We start from the raw sequence: 17,977 nt of genomic DNA, 5'->3' as shown, positions 1-17,977 counted from the left end.
CATGGAAGAAAACATTGTTTTAACAATGCGTGGAATCACAAAACTCTTCCCCGGAGTCAGGGCACTCCAAAATGTAGATTTTACCTTGCGAAAGGCAGAAATTCATGCCCTTATGGGTGAGAATGGCGCAGGAAAATCAACTCTAATAAAGGTATTGACCGGCGTTTACTCAATGGATAACGGAGAAGTACGCCTGAACGGCGGCGAGCCGGCATTAATCCGCTCCCCGCAGGAGGCGCAGCGCAAGGGAATTAGTACTGTTTACCAAGAAATTAATTTATGCCCAAACCTAACTGTGGCGGAAAACCTGTTTATTGACCGTGAGCCCCGCAGAATGGGTTTGATTGATTGGAAAGAAATGAACCGGCGCTCCAGCGAACTGCTGGAACACCTGGATATTGAAGTAGAACCCTCACGGCAATTAAGTGACTGTTCCATTGCGGTTCAGCAAATGGTCGCCATTGCTCGAGCGGTTGATATGCAGTGCAAGGTATTGATTTTGGATGAGCCAACCTCCTCTCTGGATGATGGAGAGGTAGAAAAGCTCTTCGAATTAATGCGGCGACTGAAAGAACAGGATGTAGGAATTATTTTTGTTACGCATTTTCTGGAGCAGGTATATGCCGTATGCGACCGCATTACTGTGTTGCGTAACGGAGAGTTGGTGGGAGAATACCTTGTCTCTGAACTTCCGCGGTTACAACTGGTAGCTAAAATGATGGGTAAGGATTTTGATGACCTCGCCCAAATAAAATCCCTGAAAGAAACCGAAAAGAGCGTTCAGGAGCAAGACCCATTGCTGCAAGCGGAAGAGTTATACAGCCAAGGGCACATTCGACCCTTTGACTTATGCTGCTATCCGGGAGAAGTCGTTGGCCTTACCGGTCTTTTGGGCTCAGGTCGCAGCGAATTGGTGCGAACTATTTATGGAGCTGACAAACCCGACGGCGGTTCGTTAAAAATAAAGGGAAAGCCTGTAAAAATTGATTCTCCGCTTCAGGCAATGATGCACGGCATGGCATATCTTCCCGAAGACCGTAAGCGTGACGGTATTTTTTCAGACCTCTCGGTACGAGAAAATATTATTATTGCACTGCAAACCAAGCGCGGCATCTTTCACCCGATTAGTCGCAAAGACATGGAGGACTTTGCAGACAAATACATTGAGCTTTTGCAAATAAAAACAGCCAGCCGCGAAACGCCCATTCGCAGCCTTTCAGGCGGTAACCAGCAAAAGGTGATTATCGGCCGCTGGCTGCTGACAAACCCTGAATTTCTAATTCTAGATGAACCCACACGCGGTATTGACATTGGCACCAAGACGGAAATTCAAAAGCTGATACTTCAGCTTGCCGAACAGGGAATGAGCATTACCTTTATTTCTTCTGAAATTGAAGAAATGCTGCGTACTTGCTCTCGCATGGTGGTAATGCGTGACCGCGAAAAGGTGGGAGAACTGACCGGCAACGATTTATCGCAAGACAAAATCATGCACACCATTGCAGGGGGGGATTCGGCAGTATGAGCAATCAGAAAAAAACACGTTCTGAAACAATTCACAGCATAACCGGTCACCACCTGTTTTTGCCAATTGTTTTTCTAGTCATAGTACTATTAGCAAACGTAATTAAAACACCCAACTTTTTTAACATCTCCGTAAATGAAGGCGTTCTGTATGGTTATGTGGTCGATGTTATCAATCGAGCCTCCGAGCTTGTGATTCTCGCCATTGGCATGACGCTCGTTACAGCTGCCTCCGGTGGGCAAGACATTAGCGTAGGTGCCGTTATGGCGGTATCCGCAGCCGTATGCTGCCAGATTCTTTCAGGCGGCGATGTTTCTACTACTATTTTCCGCAATCCATTAATATTAGCTATTGCCGCGGCTCTTTTTGCCTCAATGCTGTGCGGTGCTTTTAATGGCATACTGGTCGCAAGACTGAATATTCAACCCATGGTAGCAACCCTAATCCTGTTCACGGCGGGGCGCGGCATTGCACAGCTCGTTACCCGTGGACAAATCACTTATATTCGTGTAGAAGAATACAAAATTGCCGGTGGTTACATCCCCGGTTGCCCCATTCCCACTCCTATTTTCTTTGCCATCGGAACGGTCGCATTGGTGGCAATCGCACTTAAATTCACTACGCTTGGCCTGTACATAGAAAGCGTTGGTATCAATAGTAGTGCTGCACGCATTGTTGGCCTGAATGCCACCCGCATTAAATTTATTACCTATGTTATCTGCGGGCTCTTAGCGGGATTAGCTGGATTTGTTGCATCCAGCCGCATCTATTCCGCAGATGCGAATAACATTGGTCTGAATTTGGAGATGGATGCGATCTTGGCAGTCGCGCTCGGTGGGAATCTTCTCTCCGGTGGTAAATTCAGCTTAATGGGCTCCGTAATTGGTGCATATACCATACAGGCGCTTACCACAACGCTCTACGCCATGAAGATTTCTTCCGACCAATTGCCGGTTTACAAGGCGATTGTTGTTATTCTTATCGTGGTCTTTCAAAGCCCGGTATTCCAGCAAAAATTCCATGCCTTCCAGGCAAAGCTGCGGCAAAATGCAGCCGCTGGTCGAAAGGAGGGTGCGGCATCATGAGAAAAAAGCTCCATTTAAACGATACCGGCTTTCTGCTGTTTGTAACCATCGCTTTATTTGTAGTTATGTACGCAGCAGGTGCCGTTTATTTTGCAGATGCCGGCTTTGCTAAGCCGCAAATGTTCTTGAATCTGTTCATTTCAAATGCCGGCCTAATTGTTATTTCTTTGGGACTGACGCTCGTTATGATTACGGGTGGTATCGATATTTCAGTCGGCTCCGTTACGGCGCTCGTTGCCATGGCCTCCGCCTACCTGATGGAAATTGCCGGAGCGAGCGCCTATACAGCCTTATTTGTTTCTCTATTAATCGGCATCGGCTTTGGTTTAGTACAGGGTTATTTAATCTCGTACCTCGACATTCAACCGTTTATCGTTACCCTTGCCGGCTTGTTCTTTGGCCGCGGTATGACGGCGGTCATCAGCAAGCAAATGATTTCCATTAAAAATGAAACCTTTCTTGCTTGGGCGAACTATAAAATTTATTTACCCATTGGTACTCACAATAAAAAAGGAGTTTTTCAGCCCGCCTATATTTACCCCACCGTTATTATTGCCATATTAGCCCTTGTGCTCATCGCCATCACACTCAAATACACCAAGTTTGGGCGTAGGCTGTATGCCATCGGCGGCAGCCAGCAAAGCTCTTTGATGATGGGGCTCAATGTGCGCCGCACAAAGTTTCAGGCGTACCTGCTCAATGGTTTTCTGGTTGGTCTAGGTGGCTTTTTATTCACCCTCAATAGCTGCGCCGGCTTTGTAGAGCAGGCAAAGGGTCTTGAAATGGACGCCATCTCTGCCTCGGTTATAGGCGGCACCCTGCTTTCCGGCGGTGTGGGCAACCCGGTTGGAACGCTGTTTGGTGTATTGATTAAGGGGACCATCTCAAGTCTGATTACCACACAGGGTACTCTCTCAAGCTGGTGGGTTCGTATTGCTCTTTCTTCCCTGCTTTGCTTCTTTATTGTTTTACAGAGTATCATCTTCTCTCGCAAAAAGAAAAATATCTAAGTATGCTCATCTAATTTTATATACGAGCTCAGCCTGTGCCCCTCCGGTTTATCCCCCCGCGCAGCGGGCACAGGCCTCTGCACTTTAGGAGGTACTTTATGAAACAACCAGCCTCTGCTGCGCACTCCCCTCAGCAATGGATTACCGAGGGAAACACCGCGCTTGGCATAGAGCTTGGCTCTACACGTATTAAAGCAGTGCTAATCGGCCCTGACCACGCACCACTCGCGTCTGGCGGGTACGACTGGCAGAACCGGTTTGAAAATGGCATATGGACTTACCCGCTCGACGACGTTTGGAAAGGGCTTCAGGCAAGCTTTTCCAGCCTTTCGGTACAAGTGCAGGAACAATACGGCGTGCCCCTTGTCAAAATTGGTGCACTTGGTATTTCTGCCATGATGCACGGCTACCTTGCTTTTGATTCGAACGGTGAACAGCTTGTTCCCTTCCGCACGTGGCGCAACGTGATTACCGAGCAGGCGGCAGCCATACTTACTGAAAAATTTGACTTTAACATACCGCAGCGGTGGAGCATTGCTCACCTCTACCAAGCCATCTTAAACAAAGAGCCCCATATAAGCCAAATTGCATTCCTCACCACATTGGCAGGATATGTTCACTGGAAATTGACCGGAGTAAAGGTTCTTGGCGTTGGAGATGCCTCCGGTGTATTCCCGATTCACAGTGAAACCGGAGATTACGACGAACTCCGCATCCGCCAGTTTGAAGAGCTTGCTCGAAAGGATGGTTTTACTCAGCGCTTAAGCGACCTACTCCCCCAAGTGCTCACCGCCGGTGATGCAGCGGGAGTTCTCACCCCAGAGGGGGCAAAGCTTCTTGACCCAAGCGGTCAGCTTTTACCCGGAGTTCCGCTCTGCCCTCCCGAGGGCGACGCAGGCACGGGTATGACGGCTACCAACAGCGTAGCTGAAAAAACCGGTAATATTTCTGCTGGGACCTCCATCTTCGCCATGATTGTTTTGGAACGCCCGCTCTCGCGCGTATACCCGGAGATTGACATGGTGACCACCCCCACCGGCAAACCGACGGCTATGGTGCATTGCAACAACTGCACGTCGGATTTGGACGCTTGGGTTCGTGTGTTCTCGCAGGCAATGATTGCACTCGGCATTCAAAAGAGCAAGGCAGAGCTTTATGATGCCTTTTATTATGAGGCGCTTAAGGGCTCTCCCGATTGTGCCGGACTCTTATCGTATAATTACTACTCCGGTGAACCCATCACCGGCTTGGAGGAAGGCCGCCCACTGTTTGTTCGCACGCCGGGCAGCGACCTTACCTTCGCAAACTTTGCCCGCACTCTGCTCTACGCTACCATTGCCACCCTAAAAATAGGAATGGACCTATTAGCAGAGGAGCAGGTTCACGTTACCACATTGCTTGGTCACGGCGGTTTATTCAAAACAAAGGGCGTTGGTCAGGCTCTAATGGCATCTGCTCTGCACACACCCGTAGCCGTAATGGAAACTGCCGGAGAAGGTGGCGCTTGGGGCATTGCACTGCTAGCCGCATACCTGCGGGAAAAGCAGAAGAATCAAACACTCGAACAGTTTTTAAGTGACTGTGTATTCTCCTCTATGAACAGCGAAAGTATCTCGCCCGACCCAGAAGCCGAAGCCGGCTTTGCTGAATATATGAAACGTTACCACGCGGGCTTAGCCATTGAGCGTGCCGCGGTAGAATACTTAAAATGAATTTGTGAAATGAGGGATTTGCATGCAAAAGATGGAATACAAATTCTGGTTTGTAGTAGGCAGCCAGTTTTTATATGGGCCCGAAACACTGGCGCAGGTAGAAAAAGACTGCCGGACTATGGTTGATAGCATGAACCAAAGCGGCAATCTGCCGTTCCCAGTGATTTACAAAGAGATTATTAAAACCAACGAGACAGCCGTTCAAGTAATCAAAGAAGCCAACTACGACGATTCCTGCGCGGGTATTATTACCTTTTGCCACACCTTTAGCCCCTCCAAGCTGTGGATTAACGGGCTAAATCTGCTGCAAAAGCCTTGGCTTCATTTTCACACACAGTTTAACCGCACCATACCAAATGAAGAAATCGACATGGATTACATGAACCTGCACCAAAGTGCCCATGGCGACCGAGAGCATGGCTTCATCGGTGCGCGCATGCGCTCCCCCCGTAAGGTGGTAACCGGCTATTGGCAGGATGACGACGTTCAGCAAAGCATTGGAAGCTGGATGCGCGCCGCAGCCGGTGTGCAGGAAAGCCGAAACCTGCGAGTCATGCGTTTTGGCGATAATATGCGCAGTGTAGCCGTTACCGAGGGCGACAAGGTTGAGGCACAAATTAAATTCGGCTGGCAGGTAAACACCTGGCCGGTGGGCGAACTCGCAGAGCAAATAGCAGCTGTGAACGATGCAGAGGTAGACGCACTGCTGCGGGAATACGAAGAGAAATACACCATCGCGACAAGTGATTTAGAGTCGATTCGCTACCAGGCACGGGAGGAAATTGCAATCAAGCAGATGCTCGACCGTGAGGGCTGCACCGCTTATTCCAATACCTTTGAAGACCTATATGGAATGCGCCAGCTGCCCGGCCTTGCGTCGCAGCGGCTGATGGAGCAGGGCTACGGCTACGGTGGGGAGGGCGACTGGAAGGTAGCCGCTATGACCCGCATATGCAAGGTGATCGGCAGTGGCATGAGTGGCGGTACCACCTTTATGGAAGACTACACCTACGATTTAACCCGCGGAAAAGAACTTTCGCTTGGTTCGCATATGCTTGAGGTTTGCCCTAGCGTAGCACTGGAAAAGCCACGAATTGAAGTGCACCCGCTTGGCATAGGCGGTAAGGAGCCCCCCGCACGCCTTGTATTTGAGGGTCACCCCGGCAACGCAGTGGTTGCCTGCCTAATCGATATGGGCGGTCGCTTCCGTTTGCTAGTGCAGGACATTGAGTGCATTCAGCCTACGCAGAGTATGCCGAACCTCCCGGTAGCCCGCGTGATGTGGAAACCCATGCCCGACTTAAAAACCGGGGCAAAGTGCTGGATTATTGCAGGCGGCGCCCACCACACCACCCTCAGCTACGATGTTACCGCAGATCAGCTCCGTGACTTCGCACGCATGATGGAAATGGAGTTTGTTCACATCACAAAAGACACAGTGCCAGAGGAGCTGGAAGAAAAATTGCTTCTCTCTGACTATGTATGGCGCGCTAGGCTAAAATAAGGCGACCCATTCCTTCTGGAGGTAAAAATTTATGCTGGAACAACTAAAAGAACAGGTTTACAAGGCAAACCAGCTGCTGCCGGAGCACCACTTAGTCACCTTTACGTGGGGAAACGTGAGCGGTATCGACCGCGAACAGGGTCTAATGGTGATTAAGCCCAGCGGCGTGGAATATGCCGATATGAAGCCGGAGGACATGGTGGTTATGCGCCTGAGTGACGGTGAAGTTGTAGAGGGAGCTTTGCATCCATCGTCCGACGCTCCAACGCATTTAGAGCTATACCGCAGCTTTCCCTCTATTGGCGGTGTGGTACATACGCACAGCCGGTGGGCAACGATATTTGCGCAATCCAACCGAGGGATCCCCGCACTGGGCACCACGCAGGGAGATTACTTTTACGGTGAAATTCCCTGCACCCGACTCATGACTCCGGCTGAAATCAAAGGCAAATATGAACTGGAAACCGGAAAAGTCATTGTGGAAACCTTCCAGAACCATGACCCCAGTGAAATGCCAGGGGTTCTGGTTGCCAGCCACGGCCCATTTGCTTGGGGCTCCTCCCCAATGGACGCAGTACACAACGCCGTTGTACTGGAAGAGGTTGCCTTTATGGCGTGGCACAACTTAGCCCTTTGCCCAGACATTCCACCCATGCAGCAGGATTTACTCGATAAGCACTACCTGCGTAAGCATGGCCCGGCCGCCTATTACGGCCAAAACAATTAACTTGATTACAAGATACTTTTTCTTTTCTCATTCCTCCTAATTATCCAGAAAAGACCCCGAAAGCCTTTTGGGCTTTCGGGGTCTTTTCTATACTCTCTTCTGTTTATGAAGAGATTGGATATATAAAACGATTCCGCCAACAGTAAACAGGCTGCCAACAAACCAATATACGTTCACAAGCGGAGCCGTAGTTCCATAAATATCGAATACTCCGGTCAGCAAACTTCCTGTTGTGAGTGTTGCCAAGCCCGAGTGATATGTGTAACGAGACATTGTACTCGGCGGTTTTTTTACTCGTTTTGAACTTAATATGAGAAATGGGAAAAAACCACCCAACAGTGGGAATAAAAATAGCAGACCCATAAAAGGAGAGAACACGCCATGGCTGTACTGCTCATAAACAATTCCAAATACTCCACAGAAAATCGTTATTACTCCATACATTTTAGCCGTTCTTCTCAATATAGAATCACTGAATATAGACAATGTCGCTCACCTTCCTTTCGCTAATTTTATTCCCTCCCGTAGTTGGTTGATTGATTATTTTCCCATTGAAAACCATGGTGGAGGAACCACCGCCATCCAGATTATACGCTGTTTTTACACCAAGGCTCGTCATAAATTGCGCTAATTGATATAAAGATAGCCCCACACTTTCGTCTGTGCGGCCATCCGCCACAACCATTACATAATGCAGGTCATCCACTTGGCCGATTGCGGTACGGGGATTACTCGCCATTGCTTTGCCAACCTCTTCATCTTCAGTGACCGCTATTTCTTCCCCCTCAACCAAAGCGGGGCCAAACGACAGCACCTGTCGTGCGCCGTTCTCCAGAAGCTGTTTGGCAGTTACCGTGCCTTCAGTAATAATTTCAAAGGAGCCGTCCTGCTTTATTACCAAATCCTGTTGAGAAGAATCTGACGAGGTCTCTCGGTATAACACCCCATCCCGAATCACATAGCCGCTTCGAGCACTGTAATAATCTCCGTTTATAGCAAGTACAGCATTATTCTGCTCTGCTATAACAGACGTTTTCTGTGTAATATTCTTGCCATAAGTATTATTTGCAAGTGCCGCTTTAAGCCCACTGCTTTCTGTTAGTGCAATATCTGCAACATAAATGTTGGTATCATTCTCACGATATTGCTTGAGCTCAATGCTCGTTTTACTATCTTTATATGTGGTGTCTGATACCACGGCAGACGTTGCAGACTCGGAATTATTTAACCCGGAGCTTACCAAAGAAGATGTGCTCTTTTCTCCCAAAACACCCGGTGTTTGCGTATAGCTGCGAGGAATAACAAATGCGTCCAACAACACATAAGCAGTAAAAATGGCGAGGCAAAGCCCGTAACACAGTGGCCACAAAAATCGTACTTTCTTTTTCATACAATTCCCCTTAGTCTTTTGTTTTCTTGGTGAAGCTGCACTCATACTCACTCTGACGCCGAAAAACCCAGAATCTCTGCCCTACCCAGCTCACCATAAAGAAAGTTAGCTCTGTAAATAGCTTAGCGGCAAACGGGTTTACCCCCCATTGATTCACAAGAAAACTGAGTAACACGGTGTTGCCAAGCAAAATGCTTACTGCCAACAATATATACTGAGCTCCGGTTTTAAGGGTATTAGCGGAGCTATGAAAAACAAAACGCTTATTCATCGCATAATTTGCACTGGCACTTACAGCTCTTGCAGTAATATTAGCAAGTGGAATACCAACGTTCATCCCCAACCCAGCCATGCTTACTGCCAGAGCGCTGTACACCCCATAATCAATGCAAAAAGAAAGTAATGAGGAAGCTGCAAATTTTAAAATGTGTTTATAAATACGGAAGGAATCTTGTAAGGTATTAAAATGGGAACCCTTGTTTCCATTCATATAGATTGTTTGAATTGGAACCTCTAGAATGCCAATATTCTGTTGGGCGCACTGTAGCAATACGTTCATTTCATATTCATAGCGGCTGCCCGGCACACCCACCAAAAACGGAATCATAGACACACAAAAACCACGCAATCCCGTTTGTGTATCACTCACCCGAATACCGGTAGAAAGAGAAAAAACTGCTCTTGTTATGCTATTGCCTAGTTGGCTGCGCAGCGGAGTTCCCTCTCCAAAGGTACGCACACCCAAAATGAGAGAGCTGGGGTGTGCTGCAACTTTTTCCGCAACTTTTACAGCATCTTCGATTGCATGCTGACCGTCTGAATCAACCGTAACGACAATACTCTTTTTTTCATAATGCTCTTTAATATACTGGCAACCAGTTTTTAGCGCATGGCCTTTTCCTTGGTTTCCCTCATAAGCAAGCACTTGTGCATAAGGTCTACACTGATGAAAAATTCGTTTATAATTTATGCCACTTCCATCATCTACTACCACGACTGTAAAGCCGGAATCAAATAGCCTTCTCGTTAAATCAATTAAAATATCTGTCGGTTCATACGCCGGGATTAAAGCAATTATTTGCATATTGCACACCTCCAAAGCAACGGGATTTTGTAGCTGCTCGGGTAATAAAATCTGTCATCTGTGTTTAGATACAGAAGATTTACAACCCTTTTCGTGCCCACAGTATAATCCCAGAACCTGAAAGTACCCTGAAAAAATATAATTTCTATATTTCCCAATAAAAAAAGACCGGTTTTGTTTTAACAACAAACCAGTCTTTTACTATTTTAATTATTATCTATGATTAATCGGAATTTTTATTGGAAGCTGTATTTTCGGATGCCTTTTTCGCAGCTGCCTTTGCAGCTTCATCCTTATATTTCTCATAGAAGGTTGCTGTTAGGGTAACCGTTACTTTTCGTTTTGCAATACTACCTTGGGCGGAATCGTCTGAACTCGTTGCCACCGTAATTTTACTGAGCGAACAGCGGTAGGGACACCCATATAGATTCGCTAAAATTTGCTTGGCCGCCGCATAATTGCTCGCCGTAAAGCTCATTTGAATGGGGCGCAGCACCATATCATCGCCATACGTTACATTGGAAAACGTAAGGTGATATTCCCCCGCGGCGCTCAATATAGCATCCAGCTGAACAATTACATTATCGATGTTATCGTAATTGGGGATTCCAGTCGACAAATATTCTTGGCTATTTTTGAGCTTTTCGAGCTTTGCCTGCATCTTCTGCATTTGCTGCAGCTTAGAGGCCTCTTCTACTTCGGCATCCTGCGCTTGAACAAGCCGCTCCTGCGCCTGCGCTTTTCTCGACTCAACCGGAGCAAGAAACAACTGAAAATACCCGGCAAAGAGCGCCACAACCACAAGCACAGCCAGCAATACCAATTCCCGCTTGCTTAAGGGCCTTTTCATGAAGATGCCCCCTTCCCAGAGGAGGTAATTACAGGCTCTTCAACGACAAGAGTGATTGTCATAGCGGCAGTCACTGTTTTCGCCTTTTCATCGGTAGCTGCCGTGTATACCTGAACATTCTGTACCATCCCGCTCGTCATCAGGCTTTGGTAAATGGATGAAATATGATTGAGCGTTACGCCAGACAGTTTTACCGTAATGACCGGAGAAGATATGGTAAACGAAGATACCTCCGCACTGCTTAACAGCTCATCCTCAATAAGGCGCAGGCACTTCATGGGGTCTGCCTGCCCGTTTAGGCTGGGCTGTGTTTGCATTTCAAGCTGAAATTTCTCTAAAACCTTACTGTAATTTTCTGTCTTTTCTTTTAGATTACCAAGCTTTTCTTCTTGAAGCTGTGCCTGTTTTTCCGTTCGGTCCAAAGCCGTTAGGGGGGCTATTATCCCCAATTGAACAAACAGCACTACCATAACCAGCAACGCGGCAGTAATGGGAACCAGATAGCCTACACCTCGCAGCCTATAATCGCGCTGTGCTAAGTTAATGGTCGTTTTCACAGGTTGTTTCATTCTTCCACCCAACTGCCGTCACCTCCCGCTCATTTCGAGTGCTGCACCTACCGCCTCTGGGCAAAGCTCAGCCGCCGCGGCATCGTCATTCGGCACCAATTCTGCAACGGAGTGGATGTTCAGCCGCAGTGTATCTTGTAAAATCTGCATGAGTTCCCGCGAAGAGGCCAGCCTGCCACAGAAATAAATATCCTTTAAATCGGAATCTGGAGTGTTAAACCCATAAAAATTTACCGCACGGAGAATCTCTACCGCTATTTGCGAATAATGCTCCCTTACCGATAGTCTGTTCGCATCCTCCTGTGGGCCCATCGCCAATTGGCGAACCGATACATCGCTGTATTCAATCACACGGGTGGTTTCGTACGCACAGCCGCGGTACATGTGAACGCGTATGGAGCGATACCCCAAATCTGCAATGCAGTATTCCTTTGGGTGATCCTCTGAGTTTGCCTGCTCAAATACACGAATTAAATTACGGTAGGCAAGGTATTCTGGCACGGCAACCGAAAGACGCAAGCCAGCCCTGCGCAGCATTGCACGCCATTGCCGAATCACACGCTTGGGCGTTGCCGCAACTAAAAGATCCAGCTTTGGGGCGTCATTGCCGGTGGGGTCTTCTAGGGTATCTACCACCGCATAATCGTAAAAGTACTCTTCTTTGCCCTGCTGTATGTAATCGTGGAATTCATAGGGAAGATTTACTTTCATCTGCTTTGCCGTCATAACCGGAACCGTCACACGACGTACAAAGGCAGCTTCTGGAGGGAGTACCAGAGCGCAGCTTTTTACATTGATATTTTCTCGTTTTATTAATTCACGGAGCTCTTTTGCGAGTGCATCTGAACAAGCAACACGCTGCCCCTCACGCGGCAGCTCCGCCGTTAACATGGAACAACATAGTTTTTGTACAGCGGTACCCTTTACCACCGCAAGCTTTACGGTTCCGGTTCCAACGTCCAGTCCCAAATAGGCCATGGTTTTCCTCCCTGTTGATGGGCTGACTCATCCGCACGCCTTTCGGCAAAGCGGCATACAATCCAATTCTTTTTCAGTAAGAACCAAAAGTGGCTCAAAAAAACAAACTTATGTAATAGGCAACTGCTGGTTTAGCCGCCAGTAGCGAAACATATGCTCCCGCCGCAATGGCAGGGCCAAACGGAAAAGCCTCCGGATTTTCTGGGTCACCCGTCTTTTTCTGCGTTAGAACTGCAAATAGTAAGCCAAATATGCAGGAGACAATGAGTAAGAATAACACTTCCTGCATGGCAAGGTACAAGCCGCACACAAAAAACAGCTTAATGTCTCCACCACCCATGCTTTCCCTACGCAGAATACGATCCATAAAAAGTGACAACAGCAGTAAAGGAATTGAAGCACAAAGCGCGCTGATGATGCCAACGGTTAGATTCGTCAAAAATGCAGATTGGTTTAGAAAAGGAGTGAAAACAGCCCAATTTATGATAATTGCAAGCAGTAGCCCGTTGGGTATGAGTCCGGTATCGTAATCTACCAAGGCAACTGCTAGCAGAAGAACAGTCAAAATCAAATATTGTAGAGCTTGGGCAGTTACCCCATACCCTACGACGATGCCCACAAAAGCCGCCGCACACAGCAGCTCGGTAAACGGACAGCGAACCGAAATTTTACTGCCGCACCAGCGGCAGCGCCCACGCTGAACCAGCCAGGAGAACACAGGAACCAGCTCTTTGGCAGTTAGCTCGTGGCCACATTCGTCACAGTGACTGCGACCTCGAAGAAAATCCTCTCCCTGCGCAATGCGCCACGCCATACAAGAGGCAAAGCTGCCCATTGTAAGACCAAGAAGAACGGTACAAAACAGCAGGTAAGCCGCCAGCGCCGAGGTTAATTCATATAATAGCACAGACGGCTCCTCCTGTCTTTCAATATTTAATAAATTCTTTTATCAGTCCCAAGAATAACTAAATACTCCACTGGTATTAATCGATAGTTTAATAACTTGATCTTTATGGTTTCCTTCTTTTCCAGCCGATGTTCCTTGACCATAACCTTTGGAAGGTTTAGTTGTGACAATTTTTCCATTTTCAGCATCATAATAAGCGTCAGTATATGTTGTTGCATCTGTTAAATACTCTGTAACAGCAATTGCTTTTGCTGCGCGCACATTCGCAGTATCCGTATTTTCACGAGCGGTTTCAAGTTGAGCATTAAAGACTGGAATAGATATTGCCACCAAAATAGCAATAATGGCGACGACGATCAGCATTTCCATCAGGGTGAAGCCTTTTTTGGATTTTCTCTTTTTTTGCAGGGTTTGCAATGTGTTGTTCATAGGGATTTTTCCTCCTTCAATTTTCTCGCCCTGGCTAAATCAAATTATCTCATTTGAGCGAATGTGTTAAATATGTAATCAGCCGGTGAACCGGCGAAATACCTCGTTAAAATCAGCCTATATTGGCATATAAGCTAAACATCGGCAGGTAAACAGAAAGCAGTACCAAAAGCACCACCAGAGCCAAAATACAAATAATAATTGGCTCTAAAAGGCTAAGTGCCTTGCGTGTTGCCAAATCCGTTTCGTTATCGTAATACGCACTTACCATCTCCAGGGTATGCTCGAGCGAGCCGGTTTCTTCACCGATTTTCACCATTTCAGATACCAAATCTGGCAGTGCCGTCGCGGTATCCAAACAAGAACCGAGCGTTTTGCCCTCTTCCAAATCGGGGAGTCTTTCTTTTAAGCGATAACCAATCCATGCGTTATCCAAAACAGAAGCAGTAACCGATACCGCCTGAATCATCGGCAATCCGGCAGAAAGCAGGGTCGATAATGTTCCCGCAAATTGCGCCGATGCCTTCATCAGGCTGATTTTCCCGAGCACTGGCAGCTTTAACAGCAAACGCGCACGAAACAGCTTGCCCTTCTCTGTGCGTACATACATTTGATATGCGAAAATAACCCCGCCAATGACTAATGCCAAAAGAGGCCAAAAGGTGACTAAAAAACCGCTGAGGGCAATGAGTCCTCGGGTAATCCATGGCAGCTCAACACCCATGGAAGAAAAGCTGGAGGTAAAGGCCGGTACTGCCACTACCATAATGATAACGACAACCACAGCAGCCACAAACAACGTAAACACCGGGTAAGTCATCGCCGCTTTTACCTTGCTTTTGCTTTGGAACGACTTATCATAATAGGTTTGCAGGCGTTTGAACGCTACGTCCAGCGTGCCGGATTCCTCCCCCGAGCGCACCATTTCCACAAAGGTAGCAGGCAGGTTTTTGCCGCGGTTGCGCAGGCTTTGTGCCAGGCTCATTCCGGAGGCTACATCCCCGGCAGACTGCTGCAATATTTGCCGCAGTACTTTATCTGCCGTTTGGCCTGCAATCAGCTCTACCGCACGCACAATCGGCATACCTGAGCTAAGAATTACCGCAAACTGAGAACACATAACAGCGAGCGCACGCTCACTGACCTTACCCGTCGCAACCTCAGCCCGCCTTTGCTTGCGTTCTTTTACCGGTGTTATTTTTGTAATAGCCGCGTCCATTTCTCGCAGCCTTGCCACAGCGGCGTATTCATCCTGCGCTTCAATGGTACCGGTAATCTTTTTCCCATCTGGTGAAATCGCCTCGTACTTAAAGCTCTGCAACGGGTATCACCTTGCTTTCATCATATCACAATTCAAAAAATATAAAAATAGTTATGGATATTAAATTCTCTTTTTGTTCCAGGTAAATGCTGGGGCTTCCATATATTTACTTAAGAACATTTAGATTGCGTTCCACGTAATCAATATCGTGAGCCGCAAGCTTTGCAGTATCGGCACGAATTTTACCCTCGCGGTACAGCTTTAAAATTGCATTGTCCATCGTGATAGCACCCTCCCGTGCGGAGGTAGCCACTGCGTTGGCAATCTGCGGGGTTTTCCCCTCCCGAATCAGGTTTCGAATCGCATTGTTTACAATCATCAATTCACAAGCACACACACGGCTGGTTCCCTCCTTGTTGGGAAGAAGTTGTTGTGCCAATACCGCCCGCAACGTCATGGAAAGCTGCATGCGAATTTGCTGCTGCCGCTCCTCCGGGAATACCCCTACTATACGGTCAATGGAATCTGCGGCACTGCCCGTGTGCAGGGTGGTGAGCACCAAGTGCCCCGTTTCCGCCGCAGTAAGCGCCGTTTCAACGGTAAATAAATCGCGCATTTCTCCAATGAGAATAATGTCGGGGTCTTCTCGCAAAGCGGCACGTAGACCAGCTGCATAGCTTTTGGTATCTCTACCGATTTCTCGCTGGTTAAAAATAGAATGGTCAGGCTTGTAAATATATTCAATTGGGTCTTCTAGGGTAATGATATGCCGTGCTTGGCGGTGATTGATTTCATCGATCATCGCAGCCAATGTGGTCGATTTACCGCTGCCAGTTTCACCTGTAACCAATACAATGCCCCGCTGTAAATCGGTAAGCTGCTCCACCATGGGGGGAAGCCCCAAATTTCTTAACTCCGGAATACGGTCGCTTAACAAACGGAGTGCCGCTGAATAAGAGTTCTGCTGGCGAAAGAGGTTGATACGAAAGCGCACGCCTTGAATCGTTGCGGCGGCATCCAGTTCACCTATCTCGCAAAGCTGCTCAAACTCAGCACCAGCCAGCACACGCGCAAGCTCCTCGCAATCCGTTCGAGTGAGCACTTCCTCCCGCATAGACAACAGTCTGCCCGCTACACGGTATTTTGGCGTCAGGCCGCAAATGAGGTGTATGTCTGAAGCATTCGCCTCTGCCGCCTGCCGAATGAGTTCTTCTATAGTCATAGCTCCTCCACCGCAACGACGATACGTCGTGCTTCTTCAATGGTAGTTATCCCCTGCAATACCAAACGGCGGATGCTTTCTGCCAACGGCACAAAGCTACGCTCCGTGCCAACAATGATTTCCAATTCCTCTCGTCTCGCGCCCCGATTCACTGCCATGCGAAGTGCGTGGCTCACAACGAGGATTTCAAAAGCCGCTGTACGTCCACGGTAACCAGTGCCAAAGCAAGAGGGGCAGCCTGCACCTTGGTACAGCTTGTGCCCGCTGTTTGGGTCAAGCCCAATACTCATCAAATCATCTGCACTGGGGGTGTACGTCTGCCGGCAGTGTGGGCAAATCCGCCGCAATAACCGCTGCGAGATAATCCCATTGAGTGCTCCCGAAATGATGTACGGCTCTACCCCAATATCAACTAAGCGGTCGATGGTTGCTAGAGCATCGTTTGTATGTACCGTAGAAAGAACCAAGTGCCCCGTAATTGCCGCTCGCATGGCGATTTGTGCTGTTTCGCCGTCACGGATTTCACCCACCGCAATAATGTCGGGGTCCTGGCGAAGAATAGAGCGCAAACCACTGGCAAAGGTAAGGCCTGTTTTTTCATTGATTTGTACCTGATTGATTCCATCAATGTTATACTCCACCGGGTCTTCCAGAGTCACCAAATTCACCTGGTCGGTATTCAGTTCCCGAATCATGGTGTACATGGTAGAAGATTTACCGCTTCCGGTTGGGCCTACAATAAGCACCATTCCAGATGGCCGGGAAATCAAGCTCAAGTATTGATTCATCTCATCCTGATTTAGTCCAATTTTTTCTTTACTAAGCAGTTGAGAGTCCTTATCCAGCAAACGGATTACCACTTTTTCCCCATAAATGGTAGGGAGTGTGGAAAGTCGCAGGTCTATGTCTCGCCGCTGTACCCGCACTGCCGCACGGCCATCCTGCGGAATGCGGCGTTCGGTTACATCCATACCACCCATGATTTTAATACGTGAAATGACTGAGCCCTGTAAATCCTTAGGCACACTCATTACACTGCGCATCACGCCGTCTACCCGCATACGAACCAATAACTCTCGCTCATGCGGTTCAATATGTACGTCACTGGCGGCATCCAAAACCGCACGCTCAATAATAGAGTTCACCAGCCGAATGGTAGGCGCGGAGGCAGTGTCCTCCTCTTCCCCTAGAACACTTGCGGTAAAGTTGTCCGCAAAGCGGTACTGGGCGCCCTCTCCCATTTCACGCTTCATATCTGCTATGGCGCGGGCAGCACCCTCACTGCCATAAAGCTTTGATATGGCATGCTCAATTGAATCTGCCGTGGCAATCATCGGGATTACCCGCTTGCGGGTAGAGGCTTTTACCTCTTCAATCGCCACAAAATTCATGGGGTCGCTCATGGCGATATACAACGAGTCCTTTTCTAAACGAACCGGCACAACACCGTATTTTTGAGCCATCTTCTTGGGGAGCAGCTCGGCTAGCTGAGGCTGAACCGGCGTACTGCTTAAATCTACAAATTCCACACCGAGCTGTACGCGAAGTGCTTCAATCAATTGTTGTTCGGTGATAATGCGTTCTTCAATTAGTTCTTGCCCCAAGCGGTTTTTGGTCTTCTTCTGCTCTTTTAACGCGTGCTCCAATTGCTCCTGCGTAATGAGTCCTACGGAAAGCAACAAGTCGCCCAAGCGAGTATATGTCATAATGGGCCTCCTCTCTTA

At 48.1% G+C, this 17,977-nt stretch carries 17 protein-coding genes; 6 read left to right on the top strand and 11 right to left on the bottom strand.

Going from position 1 to position 17,977, the window contains the following annotated elements:
• Position 1 precedes the first annotated feature (1 nt).
• From CAN90_RS01335 to araD, 6 genes are all read left to right on the top strand, one after another.
• The gene (locus CAN90_RS01335) at positions 2 to 1,525 is read left to right on the top strand and encodes a sugar ABC transporter ATP-binding protein (RefSeq protein WP_085832033.1); all 1,524 of its coding nucleotides are present in this window, start codon (positions 2 to 4) and stop codon (positions 1,523 to 1,525) included.
• On the top strand, positions 1,522 to 2,610 hold the full coding sequence (locus tag CAN90_RS01330) for an ABC transporter permease (RefSeq protein ID WP_085832032.1): 1,089 nt from the start codon (positions 1,522 to 1,524) through the stop codon (positions 2,608 to 2,610). Before CAN90_RS01335 ends, CAN90_RS01330 begins: the two co-directional genes overlap by 4 nt.
• Positions 2,607 to 3,620 (top strand): ABC transporter permease subunit, encoded by a 1,014-nt coding sequence (locus tag CAN90_RS01325; protein WP_085832031.1) that lies wholly within the window; start codon positions 2,607 to 2,609, stop codon positions 3,618 to 3,620. Before CAN90_RS01330 ends, CAN90_RS01325 begins: the two co-directional genes overlap by 4 nt.
• 98 nt (positions 3,621 to 3,718) lie before the next feature.
• The gene (locus CAN90_RS01320) at positions 3,719 to 5,332 is read left to right on the top strand and encodes a xylulokinase (RefSeq protein WP_085832030.1); all 1,614 of its coding nucleotides are present in this window, start codon (positions 3,719 to 3,721) and stop codon (positions 5,330 to 5,332) included.
• 22 nt (positions 5,333 to 5,354) lie between these two features.
• The gene (araA, locus tag CAN90_RS01315) at positions 5,355 to 6,836 is read left to right on the top strand and encodes an L-arabinose isomerase (protein WP_085832029.1); all 1,482 of its coding nucleotides are present in this window, start codon (positions 5,355 to 5,357) and stop codon (positions 6,834 to 6,836) included.
• A 31-nt stretch (positions 6,837 to 6,867) separates the two neighbouring features.
• Complete coding sequence (gene araD / locus CAN90_RS01310; protein ID WP_085832028.1) at positions 6,868 to 7,563, top strand: L-ribulose-5-phosphate 4-epimerase; 696 nt, start codon at positions 6,868 to 6,870, stop codon at positions 7,561 to 7,563.
• An 87-nt stretch (positions 7,564 to 7,650) separates the two neighbouring features.
• Here the strand turns inward: araD and CAN90_RS01305 are convergent, their stop codons facing one another.
• From CAN90_RS01305 to CAN90_RS01255, 11 genes are all read right to left on the bottom strand, one after another.
• Positions 7,651 to 8,007, bottom strand: coding sequence for a hypothetical protein (locus tag CAN90_RS01305; RefSeq protein ID WP_085832027.1), 357 nt, complete (start codon positions 8,005 to 8,007; stop codon positions 7,651 to 7,653).
• Positions 8,008 to 8,032: 25 nt separating this feature from the next.
• Positions 8,033 to 8,953, bottom strand: a complete 921-nt coding sequence (locus tag CAN90_RS01300) for a phosphodiester glycosidase family protein (RefSeq protein WP_085832026.1) — start codon at positions 8,951 to 8,953, stop codon at positions 8,033 to 8,035.
• A 10-nt stretch (positions 8,954 to 8,963) separates the two neighbouring features.
• A complete protein-coding gene (locus tag CAN90_RS01295; RefSeq protein ID WP_085832025.1) occupies positions 8,964 to 10,037 on the bottom strand; it encodes a bifunctional glycosyltransferase family 2/GtrA family protein in 1,074 nt (357 codons plus the stop codon).
• Between the two features lie 223 nt (positions 10,038 to 10,260).
• Positions 10,261 to 10,887, bottom strand: coding sequence for a hypothetical protein (locus tag CAN90_RS01290; RefSeq protein WP_085832024.1), 627 nt, complete (start codon positions 10,885 to 10,887; stop codon positions 10,261 to 10,263).
• On the bottom strand, positions 10,884 to 11,456 hold the full coding sequence (locus tag CAN90_RS01285) for a hypothetical protein (RefSeq protein WP_143750775.1): 573 nt from the start codon (positions 11,454 to 11,456) through the stop codon (positions 10,884 to 10,886). Before CAN90_RS01285 ends, CAN90_RS01290 begins: the two co-directional genes overlap by 4 nt.
• A gap of 18 nt (positions 11,457 to 11,474) precedes the next feature.
• Positions 11,475 to 12,434 carry a pilus assembly protein PilM gene (gene pilM / locus CAN90_RS01280; RefSeq protein WP_085832022.1) on the bottom strand — a complete coding sequence of 320 codons (960 nt, stop codon included), beginning with the start codon at positions 12,432 to 12,434 and terminating at the stop codon, positions 11,475 to 11,477.
• 94 nt (positions 12,435 to 12,528) lie between these two features.
• On the bottom strand, positions 12,529 to 13,341 hold the full coding sequence (locus CAN90_RS01275; protein ID WP_085832021.1) for a prepilin peptidase: 813 nt from the start codon (positions 13,339 to 13,341) through the stop codon (positions 12,529 to 12,531).
• 42 nt (positions 13,342 to 13,383) lie between these two features.
• Complete coding sequence (locus tag CAN90_RS01270) at positions 13,384 to 13,770, bottom strand: type II secretion system protein (protein WP_085832020.1); 387 nt, start codon at positions 13,768 to 13,770, stop codon at positions 13,384 to 13,386.
• A 112-nt stretch (positions 13,771 to 13,882) separates the two neighbouring features.
• Positions 13,883 to 15,091 (bottom strand): type II secretion system F family protein, encoded by a 1,209-nt coding sequence (locus CAN90_RS01265; protein WP_085832019.1) that lies wholly within the window; start codon positions 15,089 to 15,091, stop codon positions 13,883 to 13,885.
• Positions 15,092 to 15,197: 106 nt separating this feature from the next.
• Positions 15,198 to 16,253 carry a type IV pilus twitching motility protein PilT gene (locus CAN90_RS01260; RefSeq protein ID WP_085832018.1) on the bottom strand — a complete coding sequence of 352 codons (1,056 nt, stop codon included), beginning with the start codon at positions 16,251 to 16,253 and terminating at the stop codon, positions 15,198 to 15,200.
• Positions 16,250 to 17,959, bottom strand: a complete 1,710-nt coding sequence (locus CAN90_RS01255; protein WP_085832017.1) for a GspE/PulE family protein — start codon at positions 17,957 to 17,959, stop codon at positions 16,250 to 16,252. Before CAN90_RS01255 ends, CAN90_RS01260 begins: the two co-directional genes overlap by 4 nt.
• Between the last annotated feature and the right edge of the window lie 18 nt (positions 17,960 to 17,977).

This window comes from Clostridium merdae, assembly GCF_900176635.1.
In the GTDB taxonomy this organism is placed as follows: domain Bacteria; phylum Bacillota; class Clostridia; order Oscillospirales; family Acutalibacteraceae; genus Faecalispora; species Faecalispora merdae.
Note: the sequence above shows the minus strand (reverse complement) of the source record. Positions and strands in the feature narration are given on the sequence as shown.